Raw genomic sequence first — 22,861 nt, forward strand, 5'->3', positions numbered from 1 at the left:
CCTTGCGCCATTACAGTTTTTTGAACTTACGCACACTTTAATCGCAGCGTTCGCCGCGCCAGGCGCAAAATGACATACTGTGCTGAAACTTTGCTGACGGAGAAATGCATGAACGTAGCCACCGGCGTGGGGGTGATTATCGTTAACCCGCAGGGGAATATTTTACTGGGCAAGCGCTGCGGCGAGCATGCCCCCTTTTGGTCGATTCCCGGCGGGCATCTGGATGCCGGCGAAACCTTCGAGCAGTGCGCGCAGCGCGAAATCGCCGAAGAAACCGGATTGCTTATCGAACAGCCAAGCTTTATTGGCGTCAGCAATAATCTGCAAACCTGGCGCGCCGAAGGCAAACATACGGTATCGATCTGTCTGTGGGTGCGGCACCCTGGGGGTGAGGCTGAACGGAAAGAGCCGGAGAAATGCGCCGAATGGCGCTGGTGTTCACCGCATGCCCTGCCGGAACCGCATTTCGAAGCCAGCCGCAACGCCATCCAGCTGTGGCTGAGCGGCCAAACCTATCTGCCGACAGCCTGAACCTGCCGCAAGCGCCCGCTCTCCTTTGCGCGCTTGCGGCCTCTATCGCACGCTTCGCTATATAAAATAGAATATAACGCTATTTTTTTCGATATAACCCATTTTTTTGACTACGGATAACTCTATGGGGTTAACCGTCTTTTATCATTACCCCTGCAATCGACATGGCATTCTGGCCTCCAGTCGGTGACTTTTGGCAAAATTTTACTTCAAATTCATAATTATAAGCGGGTTTACCATGAGCAAAAAACTGACTGGCTTCGTTAAAAAGCGTCGGTGGGGATGGCTGTGGCTTTTGTTGTCAGGGATTATCCTCGGCGCGGCGCTGTTGGCCGGCACCGCCACCGTCTTCCATAAAACCAGCGACACCGCCTTCTGCGTTTCCTGCCACACCATGCAACAGCCGTTGGCTGAATACCAGGGCAGCGTTCACTTCCAAAACACCAAGGGCATTCGCGCCGAATGCGCCGACTGCCACGTGCCGCATGAGCCGCTCGATTACCTGTGGACCAAGATCCGTGCGGTAAAAGACATTTATGGCGAAGCGGTCGGCACCCTGGATACGCCGGAAAAATACGAGGCGCACAAACTGGCGATGGCGCAATCGGTGTGGAAAACCCTGAAAGAAAGCGACTCCGCCACCTGTCGTTCATGCCACAGCTTTGACGCCATGGACATCACGGCGCAGCGCCCGGAAGCGCGCCTGCAGCATCCGGTGGCCATCAAGCAGGGCGAAACCTGCATCGATTGCCACAAGGGCGTGGCCCATATCCTGCCGGACATGAGCGGCGAAACCCAGGCCGGCGCCGCCGAACTGGCGAAGGCCGCGGCGCAGACCGCCCCTAACGCCACCACGCTCTATACCATCGCCACCGAGCCGTTCTTCCTCAACGCCGATGACAGCCATAATGCCGGCAACCTGATGCCGTCCACCGAGGTTCAGGTGGTGAAACAGGATGGCGAAAAGGTGCTGGCCACCGTCGCCGGCTGGCAGCAGGACGGGGTCAGTGAAGTGTTTTACGCCGCCCAGGGCAAACGCATTCTCAGCGTGCTGCTGGGCGAAGAGGCGCGCAAACGGCTCAAAACCGGCGACACCCTGACCGATGCGGAAACCGGGCTGGTATGGCATCAGGTGGCCCTGCAGGTCTGGCTGCCGCGCAAGCAGCTGATCGACGACCAACAGAAAATCTGGCGCTACGCGGCGGACATGATGTCGGCCAACTGCACCGGCTGCCACGGGCTGACCGCGCTCGATCGTTTCAACGCCAACCAGTGGATCGGCGTGATTAAAGGCATGGCGCCGCGCACCTCGCTGACGCAGGAACAGCTGCGCGTGCTGACCCAGTACGTGCAAAAACACGCCAGCGATATGCCATCCGCGGCACCGGCCAGGCTTTAAGGGAGAAGCGCAATGAGCAACCATCAATCACCGTTAAACATCAGCCGCCGCCGCTTCCTGGCCGGCGCAACCGCGCTGGCCGCCGCTCCGCTGCTTGCCGGCCTGTGGCCGCGATCGGCGCTGGCGCAGGCCATCAGCGAAGCGCTGCCGCAGTTTGTGGCGCTGCGCCAGGCGCAGAAAGGCATTCTGACCGGCGCGCACTGGGGCGCCTTCGAGGCCATCGTCCAGGACGGCAAAATGGTCGGCGTGCAGCCGGTCAAAGACGATCCTTACCCGAATGAGCTGATCGCCATGGCGCCGTATCAGGTGCACGCCGAAAACCGCGTCAAATACCCGATGGTGCGCAAGAGCTGGCTGGAAGGCGGCCCCGGCAGCCGCACCGAACTGCGCGGCCGCGACGAATGGGTGCGCGTCAGCTGGGACAAAGCCATCGAGCTGGTATGCAATGAAATCACCCGGCTGCAGAAGGACCACGGGCCGCAGTCGATCTATGCCGGTTCTTACGGCTGGAAGAGCGTCGGCATGCTGCACAACAGCCGCACGCTGCTGCAACGCCTGATGAACCTGACCGGGGGCTTCCTCGGCTATGCCGGCGACTACTCCACCGGCGCAGCGCAGGTGATCATGTCGCACGTGGTCGGCTCGATGGAGGTCTACGAACAGCAGACCGCCTGGCCCAACGTGGTCGCAAACAGCCAGCTGGTGATCCTGTGGGGCTGCAACCCGATGATCACGTTGAAAAACAGCTGGAACGTACCGGACCACGTCGGCCAGACCGGCTTCGAGGCGTTGAAGAACAAAGGCACCCGGGTGATCAGCATCGATCCGGTGCATAACGACAGCGCCAAATTTCTCGGCGCGCAATGGATAGCCCCGCGCCCTTATACCGACGGCGCCATGCTGATCGGCATCGCCCATACGCTGCTGACCGAAAAGCTGCATAACCCGGACTTCCTGAAAACCTATACCGTCGGCTTCGACAAATTCCAGGCCTATCTGCTGGGCGAGAGCGACGGCACGCCGAAGACCGCCGAATGGGCGGCCGATATCAGCGGCGTCGACGCCGAGGCGCTGCGCCAGCTGGCGCGCGACATGGCGAAGCACCGCACCATGATCATGGGCGGTTGGGGCATCCAGCGCCAGCACCACGGCGAGCAGCAGCACTGGCTGCTGGTCACGGTGGCGGCGATGCTCGGCCAGGTTGGCCTGCCGGGCGGCGGCTTCGGCTTCAGCTATCACTACTCCTCCGGCGGCAGCCCGACCGCCAAGGGCGGCATCATCGGCGGCATCTCCGCCGGCAATGCGCCGAAGAACTCGCCAACGCCAATCCCGGTGGCGCGCATCGCCGAATGCCTGAGCAATCCGGGCAAAACCATCAACTTCAACGGCGCGCAGGTCACCTACCCGGAAGTGAAAATGGTGTATGTCGCGGGTGGCAATACCTTCCACCAGCACCAGGACACCAACAACCTGGTCAAGGCCTGGCAGCGGCCGGAGACCATAGTGGTCAACGAACCCTACTGGACCGCCACCGCCAAACATGCCGATATCGTGCTGCCGGCCACCACCAGCTATGAGCGCAACGATCTGGAGATGGGCGGCGACTACTCGCAGCTGTACGTGTTCCCGATGCACCAGTGCGTGCCGCCGCAGCATGAGTCGCGCAGCGATTTCGACATTTTCTCCGCCATGGCGGCCAGGCTCGGCGTGCAGGACGCCTTTACCGAGGGCAAGGATGAAACCCAGTGGCTGAAAGGCATGTACGACGACATGAAAACCCAGGCGCGCGGCGCCCGGGTGGCCCTGCCGCCGTTCGACATGTTCTGGCGCGCCAACAACTACATCCGCTTCCCGGTGCCGGAGGCCAACAAACAGTGGGTGCGCTTCGCCGACTATCGCGAGAACCCGCTGCTGAACCCGCTGGGCACGCCGTCCGGTAAAATCGAGATCTATTCCGACGCCATCGCCAAGATGAACTACCGGGATTGCCCCGGCATCCCGACCTGGATGCCGCCGCACGAATGGTATCGCGGGCCGGAGGCGGCCAAATATCCGCTGTCGCTCAATACCGCGCACCCGATCAACCGGCTGCACTCGCAGCTCGACAACACGCCGCTGCGGCAGAAATACGCGGTGGCGGATCGCGAGGCGATCGTCATTCATCCGCAAGATGCGCAGCCGCGCGGCATCGCCAGCGGCGATCTGGTGCGGGCGTTCAACGATCGCGGCCAGATCCTGGTCGGGGCGGTGGTCAGCGAAGACGTGCGCCCCGGCGTGGTGCGCATCAGCGAAGGCGCCTGGTTCGATCCGGCCGATCCGGCGCAGCCCGGCTCGCTGTGCAAAAACGGCAACGTCAACTGCCTGACCTTCGACGTAGGCTCGTCCAGCCTGGCGCAGGGCAACTGCGGGCAGATGGCGCAGCTGCAGATCGAAAAATACCGTGGTGAAGCGCTGAAAAATACCGCGCATGCGGTGCCGGCCGGCGCCTAATCGCGCCAACCGGGGGCGGTGAAACCGCCGCCCCCTCTTTCCCCCTGCGCGTGGCGCTTAAACAAATTGAAACCGTTTTTTGTTTTTTTCCCTTTTGTTTTTTGTTTTTTTTTAAAGAACGGGCGTATTATGCGCGTGACCTTCCCTTCCCCGACTGTTTAATGACCCTATGCCGACTTCAACCGCGGTAACGCGCCGCTCACCCGACTTCACTTCGCTGGCCTTTTTGGCGGCGGCGTTCCTTACCGGCATCGCCGGTGCGTTACAGACGCCAACGCTGAGCCTGTTCCTGGCGACGGAGGTCAACGTGCGCCCCGCGATGGTCGGGCTGTTTTTCACCGGCAGCGCGGTGATCGGCATTCTGGTCAGCCAGTTTCTCGCCAGCCGTTCGGATAAAAGAGGCGACCGCAAGTCGCTGATCTTCTTCTGCTGCATGCTCGGCGCACTGGGCTTCGCGCTGTTCGCCTGGAACCGCAACTATTACCTGCTGCTGGCGGTCGGCGTGTTGTTGACCAGCTTCGGCTCCACCGCCAACCCGCAAATGTTCGCGCTGGCGCGGGAGCATGCCGACCGCACCGGGCGCGAGGCGGTGATGTTCACCTCCATCATGCGCGCGCAGGTGTCGCTGGCCTGGGTGATCGGCCCGCCAATCGCTTTTGCGCTGGCGCTGGGGTTCGGTTTCAAGGTGATGTATCTGGCGGGAGCGGCGGCCTTCGTGCTGTGCGGCGCGCTGGTGTGGAAGCTGCTGCCTTCGATGCCGAAAGCCGCAGCGGTAGGCGGCGCAACGCTGGAAGCCCCGCGGCAGAATCGCCGCGATGCGCTGCTGCTGTTTGCCGCCTGCACCCTGATGTGGACCGCCAACAGCATGTATCTGATCAACATGCCGCTGTATATGGTGCACGAGCTGCAGCTGCCGGAACGGCTGACCGGCATACTGATGGGCACCGCCGCCGGGCTGGAGATCCCGACCATGCTGCTCGCCGGCCTGGTGGCGAAGCGCTTCGGCAAGCGTTTTCTGATGCGCGGCGCGGTCGGCGCCGGGCTGCTGTTCTATATCGGCCTGCTGTTTATCACCGGCAGCTGGCAGCTGATTGCGCTACAGCTGCTTAACGCGGTATTTATCGGCGTGTTGGCGGGCATTGGCATGCTGTATTTCCAGGATTTGATGCCCGGCCAGGCCGGCGCGGCCACTACGCTGTTCACCAACACCATCCGGGTGGGCTGGATCATCGCCGGCTCTATCGCCGGCACGGTGGCGGAGATCTGGAACTATCACGCGGTGTTTTATTCCGCGCTGGCGATGGTGGCCGGCGCGGTGCTGTGCCTGTGGAAGCTGAAAGACGCTTAGGGCGCGGTGTCCGCTTCCAGCTTAGCCAGGTAGATTAACGCCTGGTCGCGGTGATCGTGGCACATTTCGCGGCTGGCCTGCAGGCTGCCGCACACTCTCGGCCGCAGCGGCGAATGAAACAGGCCGCAGCGCAGCTGCTCATCCAGATGAATGCAGCGGGTATTGGCGGGCTTGCCATTGGGCATGCCGGGGATCGGGCTGGATATTGACGGCGCGATACAGCAGGCGCCACAGTCGGTACGGCAGTCCATCAGCGCGGCTCCTGGTGGGCTGGCGGAAGTGAAGCGCGACAATATCAGCAGCCATGATTCGCCGCCAGAACAATCCCGCTTTCCCGCCAATCTTTACACCCACCGTTTTTCCTCCCGTGCGATAAACGGTTATCCGATGGCGCTAAAACGTTCAAAACAAGCCCATTACCGGGATTCCATGCATGAAACAAGCCCATTCCCTTCTTTACATGCACCATTTGCGCCTGTACCATTAAGCTAGTACAAAAGAACTTAGCCCACCAGGAGCAAAAATGTCCACGGACACCCTTCAGAAGCCGGCTCGCCCTTCCGTATTCGGCGGCGCGATGATCATTGCCGGTACCGCCGTTGGCGCCGGCATGTTCTCCATTCCGATCGTCACTTCCGGCGTCTGGTTCAGCGGTTCCGTCGCGTTGTTGGTTTATACCTGGGCCTGCATGCTGATCTCCGGCCTGATGATCCTCGAAGCCACCCTCCACTACCCGAGCGGCGCCAGCTTCCACACCATCGTCAAGGAGCTGCTGGGCAAGGGCTGGAACGCCATCAACGGCATCTCGATTGCGTTCGTGCTGTATATTCTGACCTATGCCTATATTTCCGCCGGCGGTTCGATTATCGCCCACACGCTGGAAGGCATCGTCGGCGTCGGCCAAAGCACCGCCGGGCTGGTGTTCGCCATCCTGGTGGCGTTTATCGTCTGGTTGTCCACCCGCGCGGTCGATCGCCTCAGCACCATCCTGATCGGCGGTATGGTGATCACCTTTGTGATGTCGGTGGGCGACATGTTCACCCACGTGCAGCCTGCGGTGCTGTTCAACCGCGGCGACAGCGACGCCAGCTACCTGCCCTATGCGCTGGCGGCGCTGCCGTACCTGCTGACCTCGTTCGGCTACCACGGCAACATCCCCGGGTTGGTGAAGTATTACCACAAGGACAGCGGCGCGGTGGTGCGCAGCCTGGTGTACGGCACCCTGCTGGCGCTGGCGATCTACATCCTGTGGCAGTATGTGATCCAGGGCAATATCGCGCGCGACGCCTTCAAGCAGGTGATTGCCGAGGGCGGCAACATCGGCAGCCTGCTGAAACAGATGGGCAACGTCTCCAGCGGCCAAACCGTCGGCCAACTGTTGAACGCCTTCTCTTATATGGCGCTGGCCAGCTCGTTCCTCGGCGTGTCGCTGGGGCTGTTCGACTATCTGGCGGACTTCTTTAAATTCAGCGACGACGCCGTCGGCCGCAGCAAAACCGCGCTGGTGACTTTCGCGCCGCCAACGCTGGCCGCGCTGCTGTTCCCGAACGGCTTCCTCTACGCCATCGGCTTCGCCGGTCTGGCGGCCACCGTCTGGGCGGTGATCGTGCCGGCGATGATGGCGCGCGCCAGCCGCCGCCGCTTCCCGCAGGCAAGCTATCGGGCGCCCGGCGGCCGCGGTATGATCCTGTTCATTATTCTGTTCGGCCTGATCAACGCCGCCGCGCACCTGCTGTCGCTGTTCGGCCTGCTGCCGGTATTCCAATAGTTCCGCCAACGGGGAAGGCGCACGCCCTCCCCGTTTTTACGCCTTTCCCGCACTGTTTTTACACCGGGCTCTTGCCTGAAATCGGCGGCGCGAGTAACTTGTCGCAACTTCTCAAAACCTCTTCATTGCGGATGACTTTATATGGCAAGAGCTAACGAAATTAAGCGCGGTATGGCGATCAGCTACAACGGCAAACTGCTGCTGGTGAAAGATATCGATGTACAGAGCCCAAGCGCGCGCGGCGCCAGCACCTTATACAAAATGCGTTTTTCCGACGTCCGCACCGGGCTGAAAGTGGAAGAGCGTTTTAAGGGCGACGATATTCTGGACACCATCACCCTGTCGCGCCGCAAGGTGAACTTCTCCTACATCGACGGCGAAGAGTACGTGTTCATGGATGACGAAGATTACACCCCGTACATCTTCAAGAAAGACCAGATCGAAGACGAACTGTTGTTTATCCCGGAAGCCGGCCTGCCGGGCATGCAGGTGTTGACGCTGGAAGGCCAGGTGCTGGCGCTGGAGCTGCCGCAAACCGTGGATATGGAAATCGTCGAGACCGCGCCGGGCATTAAGGGCGCCTCCGCCAGCGCCCGCAACAAGCCGGCCACCATGGCGACCGGCCTGACCATTCAGGTGCCGGAGTACCTGAGCGCCGGTGACAAGATCCGTATACATATCGCCGAACGCCGCTACATGAGCCGGGCTGAATAAGTTATCTTGCTTGCTTCTTCCCGTTACGGCAGTTCCGGGAAGAAGCGTCGTTTCAACGCCAACTCAACCCCACGCAGTTCCGCCAGGCCCTTCAGGCGGCCAATCGCCGAATAGCCCGGGTTGGTCTTCTTCTTCAGATCGTCCAGCATCTGGTGCCCATGATCGGGGCGCATCGGGATCGGCCTGGCGTCGCCCGCCCGCAGGCGGCGCTGCTCTTCGGTCAAAATCGCCTCAATCACCGCCACCATGTCCACATCGCCCTGCAGGTGCGCGCCTTCGTGGAAGCTTTTCGGGTTTTCCTCCCGGCAGGTGGCGCGCAGGTGGGTGAAATGAATGCGATCGCCGAAGGTTTCTATCATCCGCACCAGGTCGTTGTCGGCGCGCACGCCGTAAGAGCCGGTGCACATGGTGAAGCCGTTGTGGATGCTGTCGACGGTCTGCTTCAGCCAGTGCATGTCTTCAATGGTGGAGACAATGCGCGGCAGGCCAAGGATTGGCCGCGGCGGATCGTCCGGATGCACCGCCAACCGCACGCCGGCCTCCTCCGCCACCGGTACGATGGCCCGTAGAAATACCGCCATATTTTCACGCAGCTGCGCTTTGTCGATGGCGTCGTACTCCGCCAGGCGCGCACGGAACTGATCCAGCGTATAGCCCTCTTCCGCCCCCGGCAGCCCGGCGATGATGTTGCCGGTCAGTTTGGCTTTCTCCGTCTCGCTCATGGCGGCAAAGCGCGCCGCGGCCTGGCTTTGCTCCTCCGCCGTATAATCCCGTTCGGCCCCGGCGCGCTGCAGGATATGCAGGTCGAAGGCGGCGAAGGCTATCTGATCGAAACGCAGCGCCTTTGAGCCGTCCGGCAGCAGGTACTCCAGATCGGTGCGCGTCCAGTCGAGGATCGGCATGAAGTTGTAGCACACGGTGTCGATGCCGCAGGCCGCCAGATTACGCAGCGACTGCTGGTAATTGGCAATATGCCGCTGCCAGTTGCCGCTGTGGGTCTTGATCTCTTCGTGCACCGGGACGCTTTCAACCACCGACCACACCAACCCCTTCTCCGCCAGCAGCGCCTGGCGCGCGCGGATCTCATCTATCGGCCAGACTTCGCCATTCGGAATATGGTGCAGCGCCGTCACCACCCCGGTTGCCCCGGCCTGGCGCACGTCGTCCAGAGAGACGGGATCTTTCGGCCCATACCAACGCCATGTTTGTTCCATTATGTATCCTTGTTCACATCGCCAAGACTTGCGATTCTGTTATACCAATTTAAGAGAGATATCACTTACCTTTACCTTACCCTTTCGCCCTGCGCTGTCAAAAGCGAAAGCGTCATTGGTTGATCCACTTCACGGATCTGGCTTATTTTGGACTGACCAATTTCATTGATACGCCAGCCGCTCTACACTGGGGGCTATTACTTTTTCAGGCGCATCACGCCGCCATCGTTGTTTACAACGGGAAAAACTGGTCTGCTAACTTATCGAAAGTTGCCAGCCAGCCGCTTTCCCCGTTTTGGGAGCCATGCATGAACACGATCGCCAACTCACCGCTGCCGGCCGCCGTTCAACGGCCGCAGTATGACCGCCGCGCCCTGCGCAGCCGTATAGTCCATCTCGGTTTCGGCGCTTTTCACCGCGCCCACCAGGCGCTGCTGACCGACCGGGTGCTGAATCGCCAGGGCGGCGACTGGGGGATTTGCGAAATCAGCCTGTCCGGCGGCGTGCCGCTGTTTGAGGCACTGCGCCGGCAGGAGCATCTGTACAGCGTGCTGGAGAAAGGGGCCGGCGGGGATCAGGCCATTATCGTCGGCGCGGTGCATGAGAGCCTGCACCGCAAGCTGGAAGGCATCGAAGCGGTGCTGGAGAAACTGGCGGAACCCCAGGTAGCGATCGTGTCGATGACCATCACCGAAAAAGGTTACTGTATCGAGCCCGGCAGCGGCCGGTTAGATCTGCAACACCCGGGGATCGGCGCCGATCTGGCCAACCCGCAGCAACCGACAACCGTGCCGGGCATTCTGGTGGAAGCGCTGCAGCGGCGGCGCGTGCGCGCGCTGCCTGCGTTCACCCTGCTCTCCTGCGACAATATTCCGGAAAACGGCCACGTGCTGCGCAGCGCGGTGCTCGATCTGGCTCAGGCGCGCGATCCCGCCCTCGCCGAGTGGATCGCGCGCACGGTGACCTTCCCCAGCACCATGGTGGACCGCATCGTGCCGGCGGCCACGCCGCAAACGCTGGATGAGATCGCCGCCGCGCTGGGCGGCGTGCGCGACGAATGCGCCATCGCCTGCGAGCCCTTTATCCAGTGGGTGGTAGAGGATAATTTCGCCGCCGGCCGCCCGGCATGGGAGCTGGCCGGCGTGCAGCTGGTAGACAACGTGTTGCCCTTCGAGCAAATGAAGCTGCGCATGCTGAACGGCAGCCACTCGTTTTTGGCCTATCTCGGCTACCTGGCGGGCTATCAGTACGTCAACGAGTGCATGGAAGATGAATATTACCGCCGCGCCGCGCACCATCTGATGCTGAACGAACAGGCGCCGACCCTGAGCGTTAGCGGCATCGATCTGGCGGCCTACGCCGCCGAGCTGATCGCCCGTTACAGCAACCCGGCGTTGCAGCATCGCACCTGGCAAATCGCCATGGACGGCACGCAGAAGCTGCCGCAGCGCATGCTGGACTCCATTCGCTGGCACCTGCAGCACGGCGGCGATTATGCCGGCCTGGCGCTGGGGGTCGCAGGCTGGATGCGCTACGTCGGCGGCGTGGACGACGCCGGACAGCGGATCGACATCCGCGATCCGCTGCTGCCGATTTTGCAGCAGCAGGCCGAGCGCACGCCGGATAATCAGCAGCGTGTGCTGGCGCTGCTGCGGCTTACGTCGGTTTTCGGCGAGCAGTTGCCGGCTGATGAGGCCTTTGTCGCGGCGGTGACCCGCGCTTATCTGTCGCTGCGCGATCGCGGCGCGCGCCAGACGATAAAAGAGTGGGTGGTGGAACGGCGGATATCGGCCTGAGGATAGCCATGCCGGCGCAACGCTCCGGCATGGCGGAACGACTTAACGATAAACGACCGTCATAATGGCAAGTTTCTTCTGCTGATCTGCCCACTTCATTTCGGTGGTACCGAGATTAAGCGGCAACTCTTTGCGTGTAGCGTCAAAAGTGGACAAGGTTTGCTGGGCCTGATAGCGCTGGCCGTTGCGATAACACTGCGTCTTCGCCTTAGAATCCGCAATACTTACCGTGCAAGGACTTTCTACGATAGAACCGACAAAGCGAATCACCCCGCCGTTTCCCCCCGCCTGACTTACTGCCGTCCATGAAAACAACATTCCTGCGATCAAAAATAACCGAAAGACATTCATGGCAACCTCATTTTTAGTTAAGCCAATTTAAACATAGAGGATCTTGTTAAGAATAATCGCAAGGAAAGGAGATTTATTTGTCGGGTAATCGGGTAATTAACAACGTAAAAACAAGCTACTAACCCCAACACTTTGCAGCTAACGCCGAGCTTTATCTAGGAATTATCCTGCTTTTAGCGGTGGATTTTGCCGGTTGAAAAGCGCATCGTAGCGTGCAAAATTTGCGAGATGGCGCACATTCATTAAAGCGCCGGGCGGCCAACGCGCCGCCTATTGAACAGATGAACTTTTGCAATCGGGAATGAGCGATGACCAAAACCAACCTGATTACCGGCTTCCTCGGCAGCGGTAAAACCACCACCATCCGCCACTTGCTGGCGCAAAAGCCCGAGCATGAGCGCTGGGCGGTATTGGTGAACGAGTTCGGCGAAATCGGCATCGACGGCGCGCTGCTGGCGGACAGCGGCGCCGTGCTTAAAGAGATCCCCGGCGGCTGCATGTGCTGCGTGAACGGGCTGCCGATGCAGGTCGGGTTAAATATGCTGCTGCAACAGGCTAAACCGGACCGCCTGCTGATCGAACCCACCGGGCTCGGCCATCCGAAGCAGATCCTGTCGTTGCTGACGCAGGACAGCTACGCCGGCTGGATCGATTTGCAGGCTACCCTGTGCCTGTTGGATGCCCGCCAGCTGAGCCAGCCCCGTTACCGCGAGAATGAAAACTTTCGCGATCAGCTGGCGGCGGCTGACGTCATCATCGCCAGCAAAAGCGACACTTACCAAGCGGAAGACCTGCAGGCGCTGCAGGCATGGAGGGCGCAAGACAGCCTGCAACGGCCCTGCCATCGCATCGAGCAAGGGCGGGCCGAGGTAGCCTGGCTGGATCTCCCGCGCACGAATCGCACAGAATTACCGGATGCGCAGCAGCATCATAGCCATGCTAAAACGCAGGGCCTGGGCGCGCTGCGGCTGCCGGAAAACTCACGCTGGCGCCGGGCGCTCAACCAGGGGCAAGGATTTACCAGCTGCGGATGGATTTTTGACGCCGACACCCAGTTCGATACCGTCGGCTTTATGGAGTGGGTGCGGCTGGCACCGGTGGATCGCGCCAAAGGCGTGGTGCGCATCGCAGAAGGCACGCTGGTGATCAACCGCCAAGGGCAAGATCTCAGTATAGAAACCCGCCCAGTGGCGCCGCTCGACAGCCGAATTGAGCTGATCCACAGTGAAAATGCCGACTGGAACGCCCTGCAATCAGCATTGTTTAAGATTCGTTTAAACTAATATCACTACCGTTGTACCCCAGCGGTTTTCAGGCCCGGCGGCATCGCCGGCTGAAAATCGCTGAGCATTATTATTATTTATTTATACTGCCAACAGGTTATGTCATGACGCGCCGCAATTTACCCCTCATCATTTTATTAAACTTACTGGGCATTGCGCTGTTTCTGTCCTGGTTCTTGCCGGCTAACCATGGCGAATGGTTTACGCTGGACTCCACGATTTTCTTTTTCTTTAATCGCCATCTGGCGAGCGATCCGGCGTTTTTGCACCTGGTCGCCATCACCAACAACCGCGCATTCGACGTGATTTCACTGCTCGCCATGGGGCTGCTGTACCTGTGTTTCTACCTGAAACGGGACGCCGCCGGCCGCCGCCGCCTGCTGGTTACCGGCGTGGTGATGCTGCTCACTGCGGTAGTGTTAAACCAGCTCGGCCATCTGCTGCCGGTGAAGCACCCTAGCCCAACGCTGTCCTTTGACAATATCAACCGCGTCAGCGAACTGACCGGCATCCCCACCAAGGATGCCTCCAGCGACAGCTTCCCCGGCGACCACGGCATGATGCTGATGATCTTCTCCTGCTTTATGCTGCGCTACTTCAACCGCCGCGCCTTCGCCGTGGCGCTGCTGATCACCCTGGCATTCTCGTTGCCGCGGGTCATGATCGGTGCGCATTGGTTCACGGATATCGCCGTAGGTTCACTGTCGGTCGTGCTGGTCGGTGCCAGCTGGTGCCTGATGACGCCGCTCAGTGACAGGTTGATCGATGGCTTGAATCGCCTGCTGCCCGGCAAGCATCGACCGGGCCAACCATAACCAGCGATTATGACTACCGGGAGGCTCCCCGCCTCCCGATTATCCTCCCCGCCACCCGACGTTTATTTCGGTATCAGTACGTTAACCTTTTCGTCACCTGATTCGCATCAAATCATCACAACGGGCATTCAGCGTTTTTTATATGAAGATTTACATTATGTTACATCACAAATTCATATAAGAAAGGCGAGAAAAAGGCTCGCAATCCCCTATTTGTTCCGGTAATCTCAGATGCGTTTGTGCCTGGTTTAACTCGACTCAGCATTAAATCCGCTAAAAGTGTGCGTTCCAGCACGTTTTCAGGGGTAAGCGATTGTCGATGCAACAGGTGCAGATTAGTCTCGTTCCGTTTGGCATTTTTCAGGTAGCGACTTTCGTCGTTAAGGACTTCAAGGGAAAACAACAACAATGGTCAAATCTCAACCGTTTCTGAGATATTTTTTGCGGGCAGTCCCTGCAATTGCCGCAGCGGTATTGCTCTCCGCCTGTAGCTCGACTCACACTTCGAACTTGAATAACGCACAAACTGAGATGCGTGCAGTTAATGACAAAGACGGTCTTTTACTGCAAGCCTCTCAGGATGAATTCGAAGCTATGGTCCGTAACGTTGACGTTAAGTCAAAGATTATGGATCAGTATGCCGACTGGAAAGGCGTTCGCTACCGTTTAGGCGGTGAAACCAAGCGCGGCATCGATTGCTCGGCGTTTGTACAGCGCACCTTCCGCGAACAGTTTGGCATGGATTTACCGCGCTCTACCTACGAACAGGAAGACCTCGGCAAGAAAATCCAGCGCACCAAGCTGCGCCCCGGCGATTTAGTGCTGTTCCGCGCCGGCTCTACCGGGCGCCATGTCGGCATCTATTTAGGTAACGATCAGTTTGTTCATGCCTCAACCAGCAACGGCGTGATGATTTCAAAACTCAGCGATAACTACTGGAATAAGCGTTATCGTGAAGCCCGCCGGGTGCTGACCAGCAGCTGACGGCGCAAAACCTGAAAGTCCTGAATACCAAACGAGCGATAAGACGCCGCCCCCGGGCGGCGTTTTTTTTCCGCAGGCACCGGCCGCAATCTCTGTGATGTGCCCCCTGCCCCGACGCCCCGGTTGTTTAGCCAGCCATATAAACGGAGCCTACTTTGAGCGTTCATCGCGATCCCCCCGCTAAAAGCGCGCGCAAAAACGATCCCGAAGGTCTAAAGCAGCGCATCTTCGAAAGCGCACTGGCGGAGTTTTCCGAAGCCGGGCTAAAAGGCGCACGCCTTGAGCGCATCGCCGAGCAGGCAGGCACCACCAAACGCATGGTGGTTTACCATTTCAAAAATAAAGAAGCGCTGTATATCGCAGTGCTGGAATATGCTTATACCCATATTCGGCAAGATGAAATGGCGCTCAACCTGGAGACCCTGCCGCCCATGCAGGCAATGCGGCGCCTGGCGGAAGCCAGCTTCGACTACCATGCGGCGCACCCGGCTTTTATTCGCCTGGTCAGCCTGGAAAACATGCAGCGCGGCCAGTACGCCCGCCAATCGGAGAAATTGAAGCAGCTTAATACCAGCGCGCTGCAAACGCTGGAGAATATTCTGCAACGCGGCGTGCGGGAAGGCGTCTTTACCGGCGACGTCCATGCCCGCGATTTGCACCGCATCATCAGTTCGCTGTGTTTCCATCACGCCGCCAACCAATATACTTTTGATACATTGTTTGAAGGAAATCGCACCGCCGATGAGAAACTCGCCTATTATCGTCAAATGACGATAACGGTAGTTATGCGTTATTTAAACGGCGACTGAGCAACGCGGGAAAAATGCCCGGTGCGCAGCGGCGGATAGCGATGAAAAATGATTGAAATATCGGCAGCAAGATATATTAAGCCATACCACCATAACAAGAACAGATGGTTACACCATCCTCAGGGGGCACGTTTATGGGCTTGAAAAGGGCATTTGCCCGCAGCGTGTCGCGCAGACAGCGCAGCCTGGTTAAGAGCAGCATTGCTGCCCTGGTATTTTTTATCCTCTTTACCGCGATAACCCTATTTCTTATTACCCATCAGCGCATGCAATATCAACACGCCGTGGAAGAGCGCACGCAAAAATTCACCCTGAGTTATATCGGTCGCCTGACGGGCATTATGCAACAGATGCTGCCGCTGACCGCCAAGCACTGCGTGTCCAGCCAGGGGGACATTACCTATCAGGCGGCGTTCACCCCCGGCGTGCGCACCTTTTTACTGGTGAGAAACGGCTTCGCCTACTGCTCCTCCGCGACCGGCGACATGATGGTGTCGCTGAAAAACCTTTACCCGGAAATCGACGCCGGCCAAAACCTGGATCTTAAGCTGCAGCAGGGTACCCCCATGGTGCCGGATAAACCGGCGATCGCCCTCTGGCTGCGCCAGCCCGGCGGCCAAGACGCCGGTATTCTGGCCACGCTGGACGTCGATCTGATGCCCTACCTGCTGTTCACCTCGCACGATGAACAAGCGCCGGGCATCGCCATCGTCATGGGCGAGCGAGCGCTGACCACCTTCAGCCCTAACCTGATGCCGGTCAGCCAGCTGCCGCAAGATAAGGCGGATCGCCTGGTGATCCCCGGCCTGCCGTTAACCATTTTGTTTTACAACGAAAAACTGACGCCCAACGATATCCGCCTGACCCTGTTGGGCAGCCTGGTGCTGTCGCTGATGATCGGCGTGCTTTGCTACTACATGCTGCTGTTGCGCCTAAGCCCCGAGCGCGCGCTGCTGCGCGGCATCAGGCGCAATGAATTTTTTATCGAATATCAGCCGGTATTCCATACCCGCAGCGGCACCATCGGCGGCCTGGAGGCGCTGATCCGCTGGCAGCACCCGCTCGAAGGACGCATACCGCCGGACTTGTTCATCCCCTACGCAGAAAGCGCCGGGCTGATCGTGCCCCTGACCCGCCATCTGTTCAGCCTGATTGCCGCCGATGCGCCGCAGCTGGCCAAAGCGTTGCCGAAAGGCGCCAAAATCGGCCTCAACATTTCCCCTTCCCATCTCAGCTCGCCCTCATTCCACCAGGACGTGTATGAACTGCTGGCGCAGCTGCCGGGCGACTACTTTACGCTGGTGTTTGAAATTACCGAACGCGGGATGGTAGAGGAAGAGAGCGCGCTGGCAGAGTTCGACTGGCTGCACAAACAGGGCATCGAGATCGCCATCGATGACTTCGGCACCGGCCACAGCGCGCTGATCTACCTTGAGCGTTTCAGCATGGACTACCTGAAAATCGACCGCGGCTTCGTCAATTCGATCGGCCAGGACACCGTTACGGCGCCGGTGCTGGACGCGGTAATTTCGCTGGCCAAGAAGCTGAAGATGCTCACCGTTGCCGAAGGGGTGGAAAGCGCCGAACAGATGCATTTTCTGCAGGAGCATGACGTTAACTATATGCAGGGTTATTATTTCAGCAAACCGCTGCGCCTGGAAGATTTCGTCACCTACTGCAACGCCAATCAGGTGTTTGATTATCAGACGCTACCCGTCTGATCTTTAAACTTCTTTACCCTGCGCCACGCGGAGAATGTTATGCTGGGCGCCAGTTAATATCATTACACAGCAGGAGCTTACCGTCTGATGTCCGTGCGCGTTTTTGCTGCCCTGGTGCTCTCGGCACTCAGTTTTGGCCTGCGGGCCGAAACGCTCAATGAAAGCTACGCTTTCGCCCTGATCGGTGAGCCGAAATACGCCACCGACTTCAGCCATTTCGACTACGTCAACCCGGCGGCGCCCAAGGGCGGCGACGTGCGGCTGTCGGCCATCGGCACCTACGACAACTTTAACCGTTTCGCCACCCGCGGCGTGCCCGGCGAGCGAACGGAACAGCTCAACGACGCCCTGTTTACCACCTCTGACGATGAGATCGGCAGCTACTATCCGCTGGTCGCCGAATCCGCCCGTTATCCGGCCGATATGCGCTGGGTCGAGGTGGATATCAACGCCCGCGCGCGTTTCCACGACGGCAGCCCAATCACCGCCGCCGACGTCGCCTTCACCTTCAACAAATTCATGACCGAAGGCGTGCCGCAGTTTCGCATTATTTATAAGGGCGTCACCGTCAAGGCCATCTCGCGTTTGACGGTGCGGATGGAGTTCCCGCAGCCGGACAAAGAAAAAATGCTGGGGTTGTTCGGCCTGCCGGTCCTGCCGGCCAGCTTCTGGAAAGATCACCTGCTCAACGAACCGCTCAATACGCCGCCGCTGGGCAGTGGCCCCTATAAAATCAGCGACTATCGCCTCGGCCAATACATCACCTACCAGCGGGTACGCGACTATTGGGCGGCCAACCTGCCGGTCAACCGCGGCCGTTACAACTTCGACAGCATTCGCTACGACTACTATCTCGACGATAAAGTGGCGCTGGAAGCCTTCAAGGCCGGCGCTTACGACTTCCGCGTCGAAGCCTCGCCCAAAAGCTGGGCCACCCAGTACCAGGGGGGCAACTTTGCGCGCAACTACATCATCAAACAGGATGAAATCAACCAGTCGGCGCAAAACACCCGCTGGATGGCGTTCAATATCCAAAAGCCGCTGTTCGCCGATCGTCGGGTGCGGCAGGCGATTACCCTGGCCTTCGACTTTGACTGGATGAACAAGGCGCTGTATTACAACGCCTATCAGCGCACCGACAGCTATTTCCAGAACACCCCCTACGCCGCCAGCGGTTATCCCGACGCCGCCGAGCTGGCGCTGCTGGCGCCGCTCAAGGGCCAGGTGCCGCCGGAAGTGTTCACCAGCATCTACCGGCCGCCCTCCTCCGACGGCAGCGGCAATGACCGCCAGAACCTGCTGAAGGCCACCCAACTGCTGAAAGAAGCCGGCTGGGAAATCAAAAACCAAAAGCTGATCAACGTAAAAACCGGCCAGCCGTTCACCTTTGAGCTGATGTTGCTGACCGGCAGCAACTTCCAGTATGTGCTGCCATTCCAGCATAATTTGCAGCGGCTGGGCATCGATATGCAGCTTCGCGACGTTGACGCCACGCAATACATCCGCAGGATGCGTGAGCGCGATTTCGACATGATGTCGACGGTGTACACCGCGATGCCGTTCCCCAGCACCGATCTCCGGATCATCTGGGATTCCGAATACATCAATTCCAGCTATAACCGCCCAGGGGTGAAAGATCCGGCGGTCGATAGCCTGGTCAGGCAAGTGGCCCAGCATCAGGGCGACGAGAAAGCCCTGCTGCCGCTCGGCCGCGCGCTGGATCGGGTGCTGACCTGGAACATGTACATGGTGCCGATGTGGTATTCCAACCACGACCGCTACGCCTACTGGGACAAGTTCTCCGCGCCGCCTGTCCGCCCGGCATACGTTATCGGCTTCGACAACTGGTGGTTCGACGTCAACAAGGCGGCGCGCTTACCGGCACAACGGCAATAAGGAGTCTGCGATGACGGCTTATCTGATCCGCAGGCTGCTGCTGGTGATCCCCACGCTGTGGGCGATTATCACCATCAACTTTTTTATCGTGCAGATCGCGCCCGGCGGCCCGGTCGATCAGGCGATCGCCAATATCGAGATGGGCCAGAGCAGCGGCTTCGGCGGCGGCGGCATCGGTGAAGGCGCGGGCCATGCACGCGTCGGCGTCGAAGCCGCCGCCGACAGCCACTACCGCGGCGCGCGCGGGCTGGATCCGGAGGTGATCGCCGAGATCACCAAACGCTACGGCTTCGATAAACCGCTGCACGAGCGCTACTTCACCATGCTGTGGAACTATATGCGCTTCGACTTCGGCGACAGCCTGTTCCGCGGCGCTTCGGTGATGCAATTGATTGGCCAGAGCCTGCCGGTTTCCATCACGTTGGGGCTATGGAGCACGCTGATTATCTACCTGGTGTCGATCCCGCTCGGCATCCGCAAGGCGGTCCGCAACGGCAGCGCTTTCGATACCTGGAGCAGCACGCTGATCATCGTCGGCTACGCCATTCCCGCCTTCCTGTTCGCCATTCTGATGATCGTGGTGTTCGCCGGCGGCAGCTATCTCGACTGGTTCCCGCTGCGTGGCCTGGTCTCCAGCAACTTCGACACTCTGCCCTGGTACGCCAAGATAACCGACTACCTGTGGCACATCACCCTGCCGGTGCTGGCGACGGTGATCGGCGGTTTCGCCACCCTGACCATGCTGACCAAAAACGCCTTCCTCGATGAGATCCGCAAACAGTATGTCACCACCGCCCGCGCCAAGGGGCTGGACGAGAATAAAATCCTGTACCGCCACGTGTTCCGCAATGCCATGCTGCTGGTGATCGCCGGCTTTCCGGCCACCTTCATCAGCATGTTTTTCACCGGTTCGCTGTTGATCGAGGTGATGTTCTCGCTCAATGGCCTGGGGCTGCTGGGCTACGACGCCACGCTGCAGCGCGACTACCCGGTGATGTTCGGGACGCTGTACATCTTCACCCTGATCGGCCTGCTGCTGAACATCCTCAGCGATATCACCTATACCCTGGTCGATCCGCGCATTGATTTCGAGGCCCGCCAATGAGCCGCCTTAGCCAAAACAATCAGGCGCGCTGGGCGCGTTTTCGCAGCAACCGCCGCGGCTACTGGTCTCTGTGGATCTTTTTGCTGCTGTTCACCCTCAGCCTGGCGGCCGATCTGATAGCCAACGACAAACCGCTGCTGGTGCGCTATGAGGGCCGGCTGTATCTGCCGTTTATGGTCAACTACAGCGAAACCACCTTCGGCGGCGAGCTGCATACCGCCACCGACTATCAGGATCCCTTCGTGCTGCGGCAGATAGAACGCCACGGCTGGGCGCTGTGGGCGCCGATCCGCTTCAGCTACGACACCATCAACTTCGCCACCGAGGTGCCGTTCCCCTCTCCCCCTTCGCGGCAAAACCTGTTGGGCACCGACAGCAACGGCGGCGACGTGCTGGCGCGCGTGCTGTACGGATTTCGCCTCTCGATGCTGTTCGGCCTGGCGCTGACGCTGTTTTCCAGCCTGATTGGCATTTGCGTCGGCGCCACCCAGGGCTATTACGGCGGGCGGTTTGATCTGTGGGGGCAGCGCTTTATCGAGGTATGGTCCGGCATGCCGACGCTGTTTCTGATCATTTTGCTGTCGAGCATCGTGCAGCCCGATTTCTGGTGGCTGCTGGGCATCACCATTCTGTTCGGCTGGATGAGCCTGGTGGGCGTGGTGCGCGCCGAATTCCTGCGCACCCGCAACTACGACTATATCCGCGCCGCGCGCGCCATGGGCGTGCCCGATCGAATCATTATGCTGCGGCACATGTTGCCCAACGCCATGGTGGCGACCTTGACCTTCCTGCCGTTTATTCTCTGCGGCTCCATCACGACGCTGACCTCGCTCGATTTTCTCGGCTTTGGCCTGCCCATCGGCTCGCCTTCGCTCGGCGAGCTGCTGCTGCAGGGCAAAAACAACCTGCAGGCGCCGTGGCTCGGCATTACCGCTTTCCTGGTGTTGGCGGTGCTGCTGTCGTTACTCATCTTTATTGGCGAAGCAGTGCGCGACGCCTTTGACCCCAGCAAGGCGCATTGATATGGCTAGCACTCCATTGCTTTCGATTCAGGATCTCAGCATCGCTTTTCGTCAGGGAGAGGCGCTGAATCCGGTGGTCAACGGCCTGTCGCTGCAGATAGAACAGGCGGAAACGCTGGCGCTGGTGGGGGAATCCGGCTCGGGCAAAAGCGTTACCGCGCTGTCGGTGCTGCGCCTGTTGCCCTCGCCGCCGGTGGTTTATCCCAGCGGCGATATCCTGTTCAACGGCGCCTCGCTGCTGCATGCGCCGGAACCCATGCTGCGCAGCGTGCGCGGCAACCGGATTGCGATGATATTTCAGGAGCCGATGGTGTCGCTCAACCCGCTGCACACCATCGAAAAACAGCTGGCGGAAGTGCTGATCCTGCACCGCGGCATGCGGCGCGACGCGGCGCGCAGTGAGATTATTCAATGTCTGGATCGCGTCGGCATCCGCAACGCCAAAGGCCGGCTGAAGGATTACCCGCATCAGCTGTCCGGCGGTGAACGCCAGCGGGTGATGATCGCCATGGCGGTACTGACCCGGCCCCAACTGCTGATCGCCGACGAGCCCACCACCGCCCTCGACGTGACCATTCAGGCGCAGATCCTGAAGCTGTTGCAAGAGTTGAAGCAGGAGCTGGGCATGGGGCTGTTGTTTATCACCCATAACCTGAACATCGTGCGCCGTCTGGCGGACAACGTGGCGGTGATGCGCGAAGGGCGCTGCGTGGAACAAAACGGCCGCGCGCTGCTGTTCAGCCAGCCGCAACATGCCTATACCCGCCAGCTGCTGGCCGCCGAAGACGTGGGCGAACCGCTGCCGCTGCCGCAGCAACCCAACGGCCGCCCCGGCGATGCCTGGCCGCTGCTCAAGGTGGAAAACCTGCAGGTCCGATTCCCCATTCGCCGCGGGCTGCTGCGCCGCACGGTGGATTATCACTATGCGTTGAAAGCCTTGAGCTTTGAGCTGCAACCCGGGGAAAGCCTGGGGCTGGTGGGCGAATCCGGATCGGGGAAAAGCACCACCGGGCTGGCATTGCTGCGCCTGCTGGCCTCGCAGGGCGCGATCTGGTTCAACGGCGAACCGCTGCACCAGCTCAACATGAAACAAATGCTGCCGTACCGCAGCCGGATGCAAATTGTCTTCCAGGATCCCTATTCCGCGCTGAACCCGCGGCTGAACGTGCAGCAGATCATCGCCGAAGGGCTGGAAGTGCATCAAAAGCTGAGCGCCGAACAGCGGGATCAACGGGTGATTGAGGTGCTGTGCGAGGTCGGGCTGGATCCGCAATTGCGCCACCGCTACCCCACCGAATTCTCCGGCGGCCAACGCCAGCGCATCGCTATCGCCCGTGCGCTGATCCTGCAGCCGCAGCTGTTGATCCTCGACGAGCCGACCTCTTCACTGGATAAATCGGTGCAGGCGCAGATCCTGACGCTGTTGAAATCGCTGCAACAACGCTACCGGCTGGCCTATCTGTTCATCAGCCATGATTTGCAGGTAGTGCGTTCACTGTGCCATCAGGTGATCGTACTGCGGCAGGGGGAAGTGGTGGAACAGGGGGATTGCAGAGCGATTTTCGCCTCGCCCGCAGCCGACTATACCCGGCAACTGCTGCAGCTGGCGGATTAG

At 59.8% G+C, this 22,861-nt stretch carries 19 protein-coding genes; 16 read left to right on the forward strand and 3 right to left on the reverse strand.

Translation table 11 applies throughout. From position 1 onward, the window contains the following. Window positions 1-108: 108 nt before the first annotated feature. From KHA73_RS16185 to KHA73_RS16200, 4 genes are all read left to right on the forward strand, one after another. On the forward strand, window positions 109-531 hold the full coding sequence (locus KHA73_RS16185) for a nucleotide triphosphate diphosphatase NUDT15 (protein WP_234585403.1): 423 nt from the start codon (window positions 109-111) through the stop codon (window positions 529-531). Window positions 532-769: 238 nt separating this feature from the next. After that, window positions 770-1,930, forward strand: a complete 1,161-nt coding sequence (locus KHA73_RS16190; RefSeq protein WP_234585404.1) for a NapC/NirT family cytochrome c — start codon at window positions 770-772, stop codon at window positions 1,928-1,930. A gap of 12 nt (window positions 1,931-1,942) precedes the next feature. Next, window positions 1,943-4,420, forward strand: a complete 2,478-nt coding sequence (gene torA, locus KHA73_RS16195; RefSeq protein ID WP_234585405.1) for a trimethylamine-N-oxide reductase TorA — start codon at window positions 1,943-1,945, stop codon at window positions 4,418-4,420. 169 nt (window positions 4,421-4,589) lie between these two features. Next, window positions 4,590-5,768, forward strand: coding sequence for a sugar efflux transporter (locus tag KHA73_RS16200; RefSeq protein WP_234585406.1), 1,179 nt, complete (start codon window positions 4,590-4,592; stop codon window positions 5,766-5,768). On the opposite strand, the gene KHA73_RS16205 is transcribed toward KHA73_RS16200, so the two are convergent. After that, window positions 5,765-6,019, reverse strand: a complete 255-nt coding sequence (locus KHA73_RS16205) for a YkgJ family cysteine cluster protein (RefSeq protein WP_234585407.1) — start codon at window positions 6,017-6,019, stop codon at window positions 5,765-5,767. The two genes, KHA73_RS16200 and KHA73_RS16205, sit on opposite strands and share 4 nt — an antisense overlap. Before the next feature lie 272 nt (window positions 6,020-6,291). Here KHA73_RS16205 and mtr point away from each other — a divergent pair, with 272 nt between their 5' ends. Further along, window positions 6,292-7,536 (forward strand): tryptophan permease, encoded by a 1,245-nt coding sequence (gene mtr / locus KHA73_RS16210; RefSeq protein WP_234585408.1) that lies wholly within the window; start codon window positions 6,292-6,294, stop codon window positions 7,534-7,536. Between the two features lie 141 nt (window positions 7,537-7,677). Then, the gene (gene yeiP / locus KHA73_RS16215; protein WP_234585409.1) at window positions 7,678-8,250 is read left to right on the forward strand and encodes an elongation factor P-like protein YeiP; all 573 of its coding nucleotides are present in this window, start codon (window positions 7,678-7,680) and stop codon (window positions 8,248-8,250) included. 23 nt (window positions 8,251-8,273) lie between these two features. Here the strand turns inward: yeiP and uxuA are convergent, their stop codons facing one another. After that, a complete protein-coding gene (gene uxuA, locus KHA73_RS16220; protein ID WP_234585411.1) occupies window positions 8,274-9,464 on the reverse strand; it encodes a mannonate dehydratase in 1,191 nt (396 codons plus the stop codon). Window positions 9,465-9,772: 308 nt separating this feature from the next. On the opposite strand from uxuA, the gene KHA73_RS16225 reads away from it, so the two are divergent. Then, window positions 9,773-11,260, forward strand: a complete 1,488-nt coding sequence (locus KHA73_RS16225) for a mannitol dehydrogenase family protein (RefSeq protein WP_234585412.1) — start codon at window positions 9,773-9,775, stop codon at window positions 11,258-11,260. Between the two features lie 42 nt (window positions 11,261-11,302). Here the strand turns inward: KHA73_RS16225 and KHA73_RS16230 are convergent, their stop codons facing one another. Beyond that, window positions 11,303-11,611 carry a type 1 fimbrial protein gene (locus KHA73_RS16230; protein ID WP_234585414.1) on the reverse strand — a complete coding sequence of 103 codons (309 nt, stop codon included), beginning with the start codon at window positions 11,609-11,611 and terminating at the stop codon, window positions 11,303-11,305. Window positions 11,612-11,919: 308 nt separating this feature from the next. Here KHA73_RS16230 and KHA73_RS16235 point away from each other — a divergent pair, with 308 nt between their 5' ends. From KHA73_RS16235 to yejF, 9 genes are all read left to right on the forward strand, one after another. After that, window positions 11,920-12,894 (forward strand): CobW family GTP-binding protein, encoded by a 975-nt coding sequence (locus KHA73_RS16235; RefSeq protein ID WP_234585415.1) that lies wholly within the window; start codon window positions 11,920-11,922, stop codon window positions 12,892-12,894. A 104-nt stretch (window positions 12,895-12,998) separates the two neighbouring features. Beyond that, entirely contained in the window at window positions 12,999-13,709 is a 711-nt protein-coding gene (locus KHA73_RS16240; protein WP_234585416.1) for a phosphatase PAP2 family protein, read from the forward strand. Window positions 13,710-14,117: 408 nt separating this feature from the next. Next, on the forward strand, window positions 14,118-14,693 hold the full coding sequence (mepS, locus tag KHA73_RS16245; RefSeq protein ID WP_234585417.1) for a bifunctional murein DD-endopeptidase/murein LD-carboxypeptidase: 576 nt from the start codon (window positions 14,118-14,120) through the stop codon (window positions 14,691-14,693). 155 nt (window positions 14,694-14,848) lie between these two features. Continuing rightward, the gene (locus tag KHA73_RS16250) at window positions 14,849-15,502 is read left to right on the forward strand and encodes a TetR family transcriptional regulator (protein WP_234585418.1); all 654 of its coding nucleotides are present in this window, start codon (window positions 14,849-14,851) and stop codon (window positions 15,500-15,502) included. Between the two features lie 134 nt (window positions 15,503-15,636). Then, on the forward strand, window positions 15,637-17,223 hold the full coding sequence (locus KHA73_RS16255; RefSeq protein ID WP_234585419.1) for a cyclic di-GMP phosphodiesterase: 1,587 nt from the start codon (window positions 15,637-15,639) through the stop codon (window positions 17,221-17,223). Window positions 17,224-17,310: 87 nt separating this feature from the next. Beyond that, entirely contained in the window at window positions 17,311-19,119 is a 1,809-nt protein-coding gene (locus KHA73_RS16260; protein ID WP_234585420.1) for an extracellular solute-binding protein, read from the forward strand. 10 nt (window positions 19,120-19,129) lie between these two features. Further along, a complete protein-coding gene (locus tag KHA73_RS16265; protein WP_234585421.1) occupies window positions 19,130-20,224 on the forward strand; it encodes a microcin C ABC transporter permease YejB in 1,095 nt (364 codons plus the stop codon). Next, a complete protein-coding gene (locus KHA73_RS16270) occupies window positions 20,221-21,246 on the forward strand; it encodes an ABC transporter permease (RefSeq protein ID WP_234585422.1) in 1,026 nt (341 codons plus the stop codon). The genes KHA73_RS16265 and KHA73_RS16270 overlap by 4 nt, the downstream gene beginning before the upstream one ends. A gap of 1 nt (window position 21,247) precedes the next feature. Then, complete coding sequence (yejF, locus tag KHA73_RS16275) at window positions 21,248-22,861, forward strand: microcin C ABC transporter ATP-binding protein YejF (protein WP_234585423.1); 1,614 nt, start codon at window positions 21,248-21,250, stop codon at window positions 22,859-22,861.

The sequence above is a fragment of the Serratia entomophila genome (genome assembly GCF_021462285.1).
GTDB lineage: Bacteria > Pseudomonadota > Gammaproteobacteria > Enterobacterales > Enterobacteriaceae > Serratia > Serratia entomophila.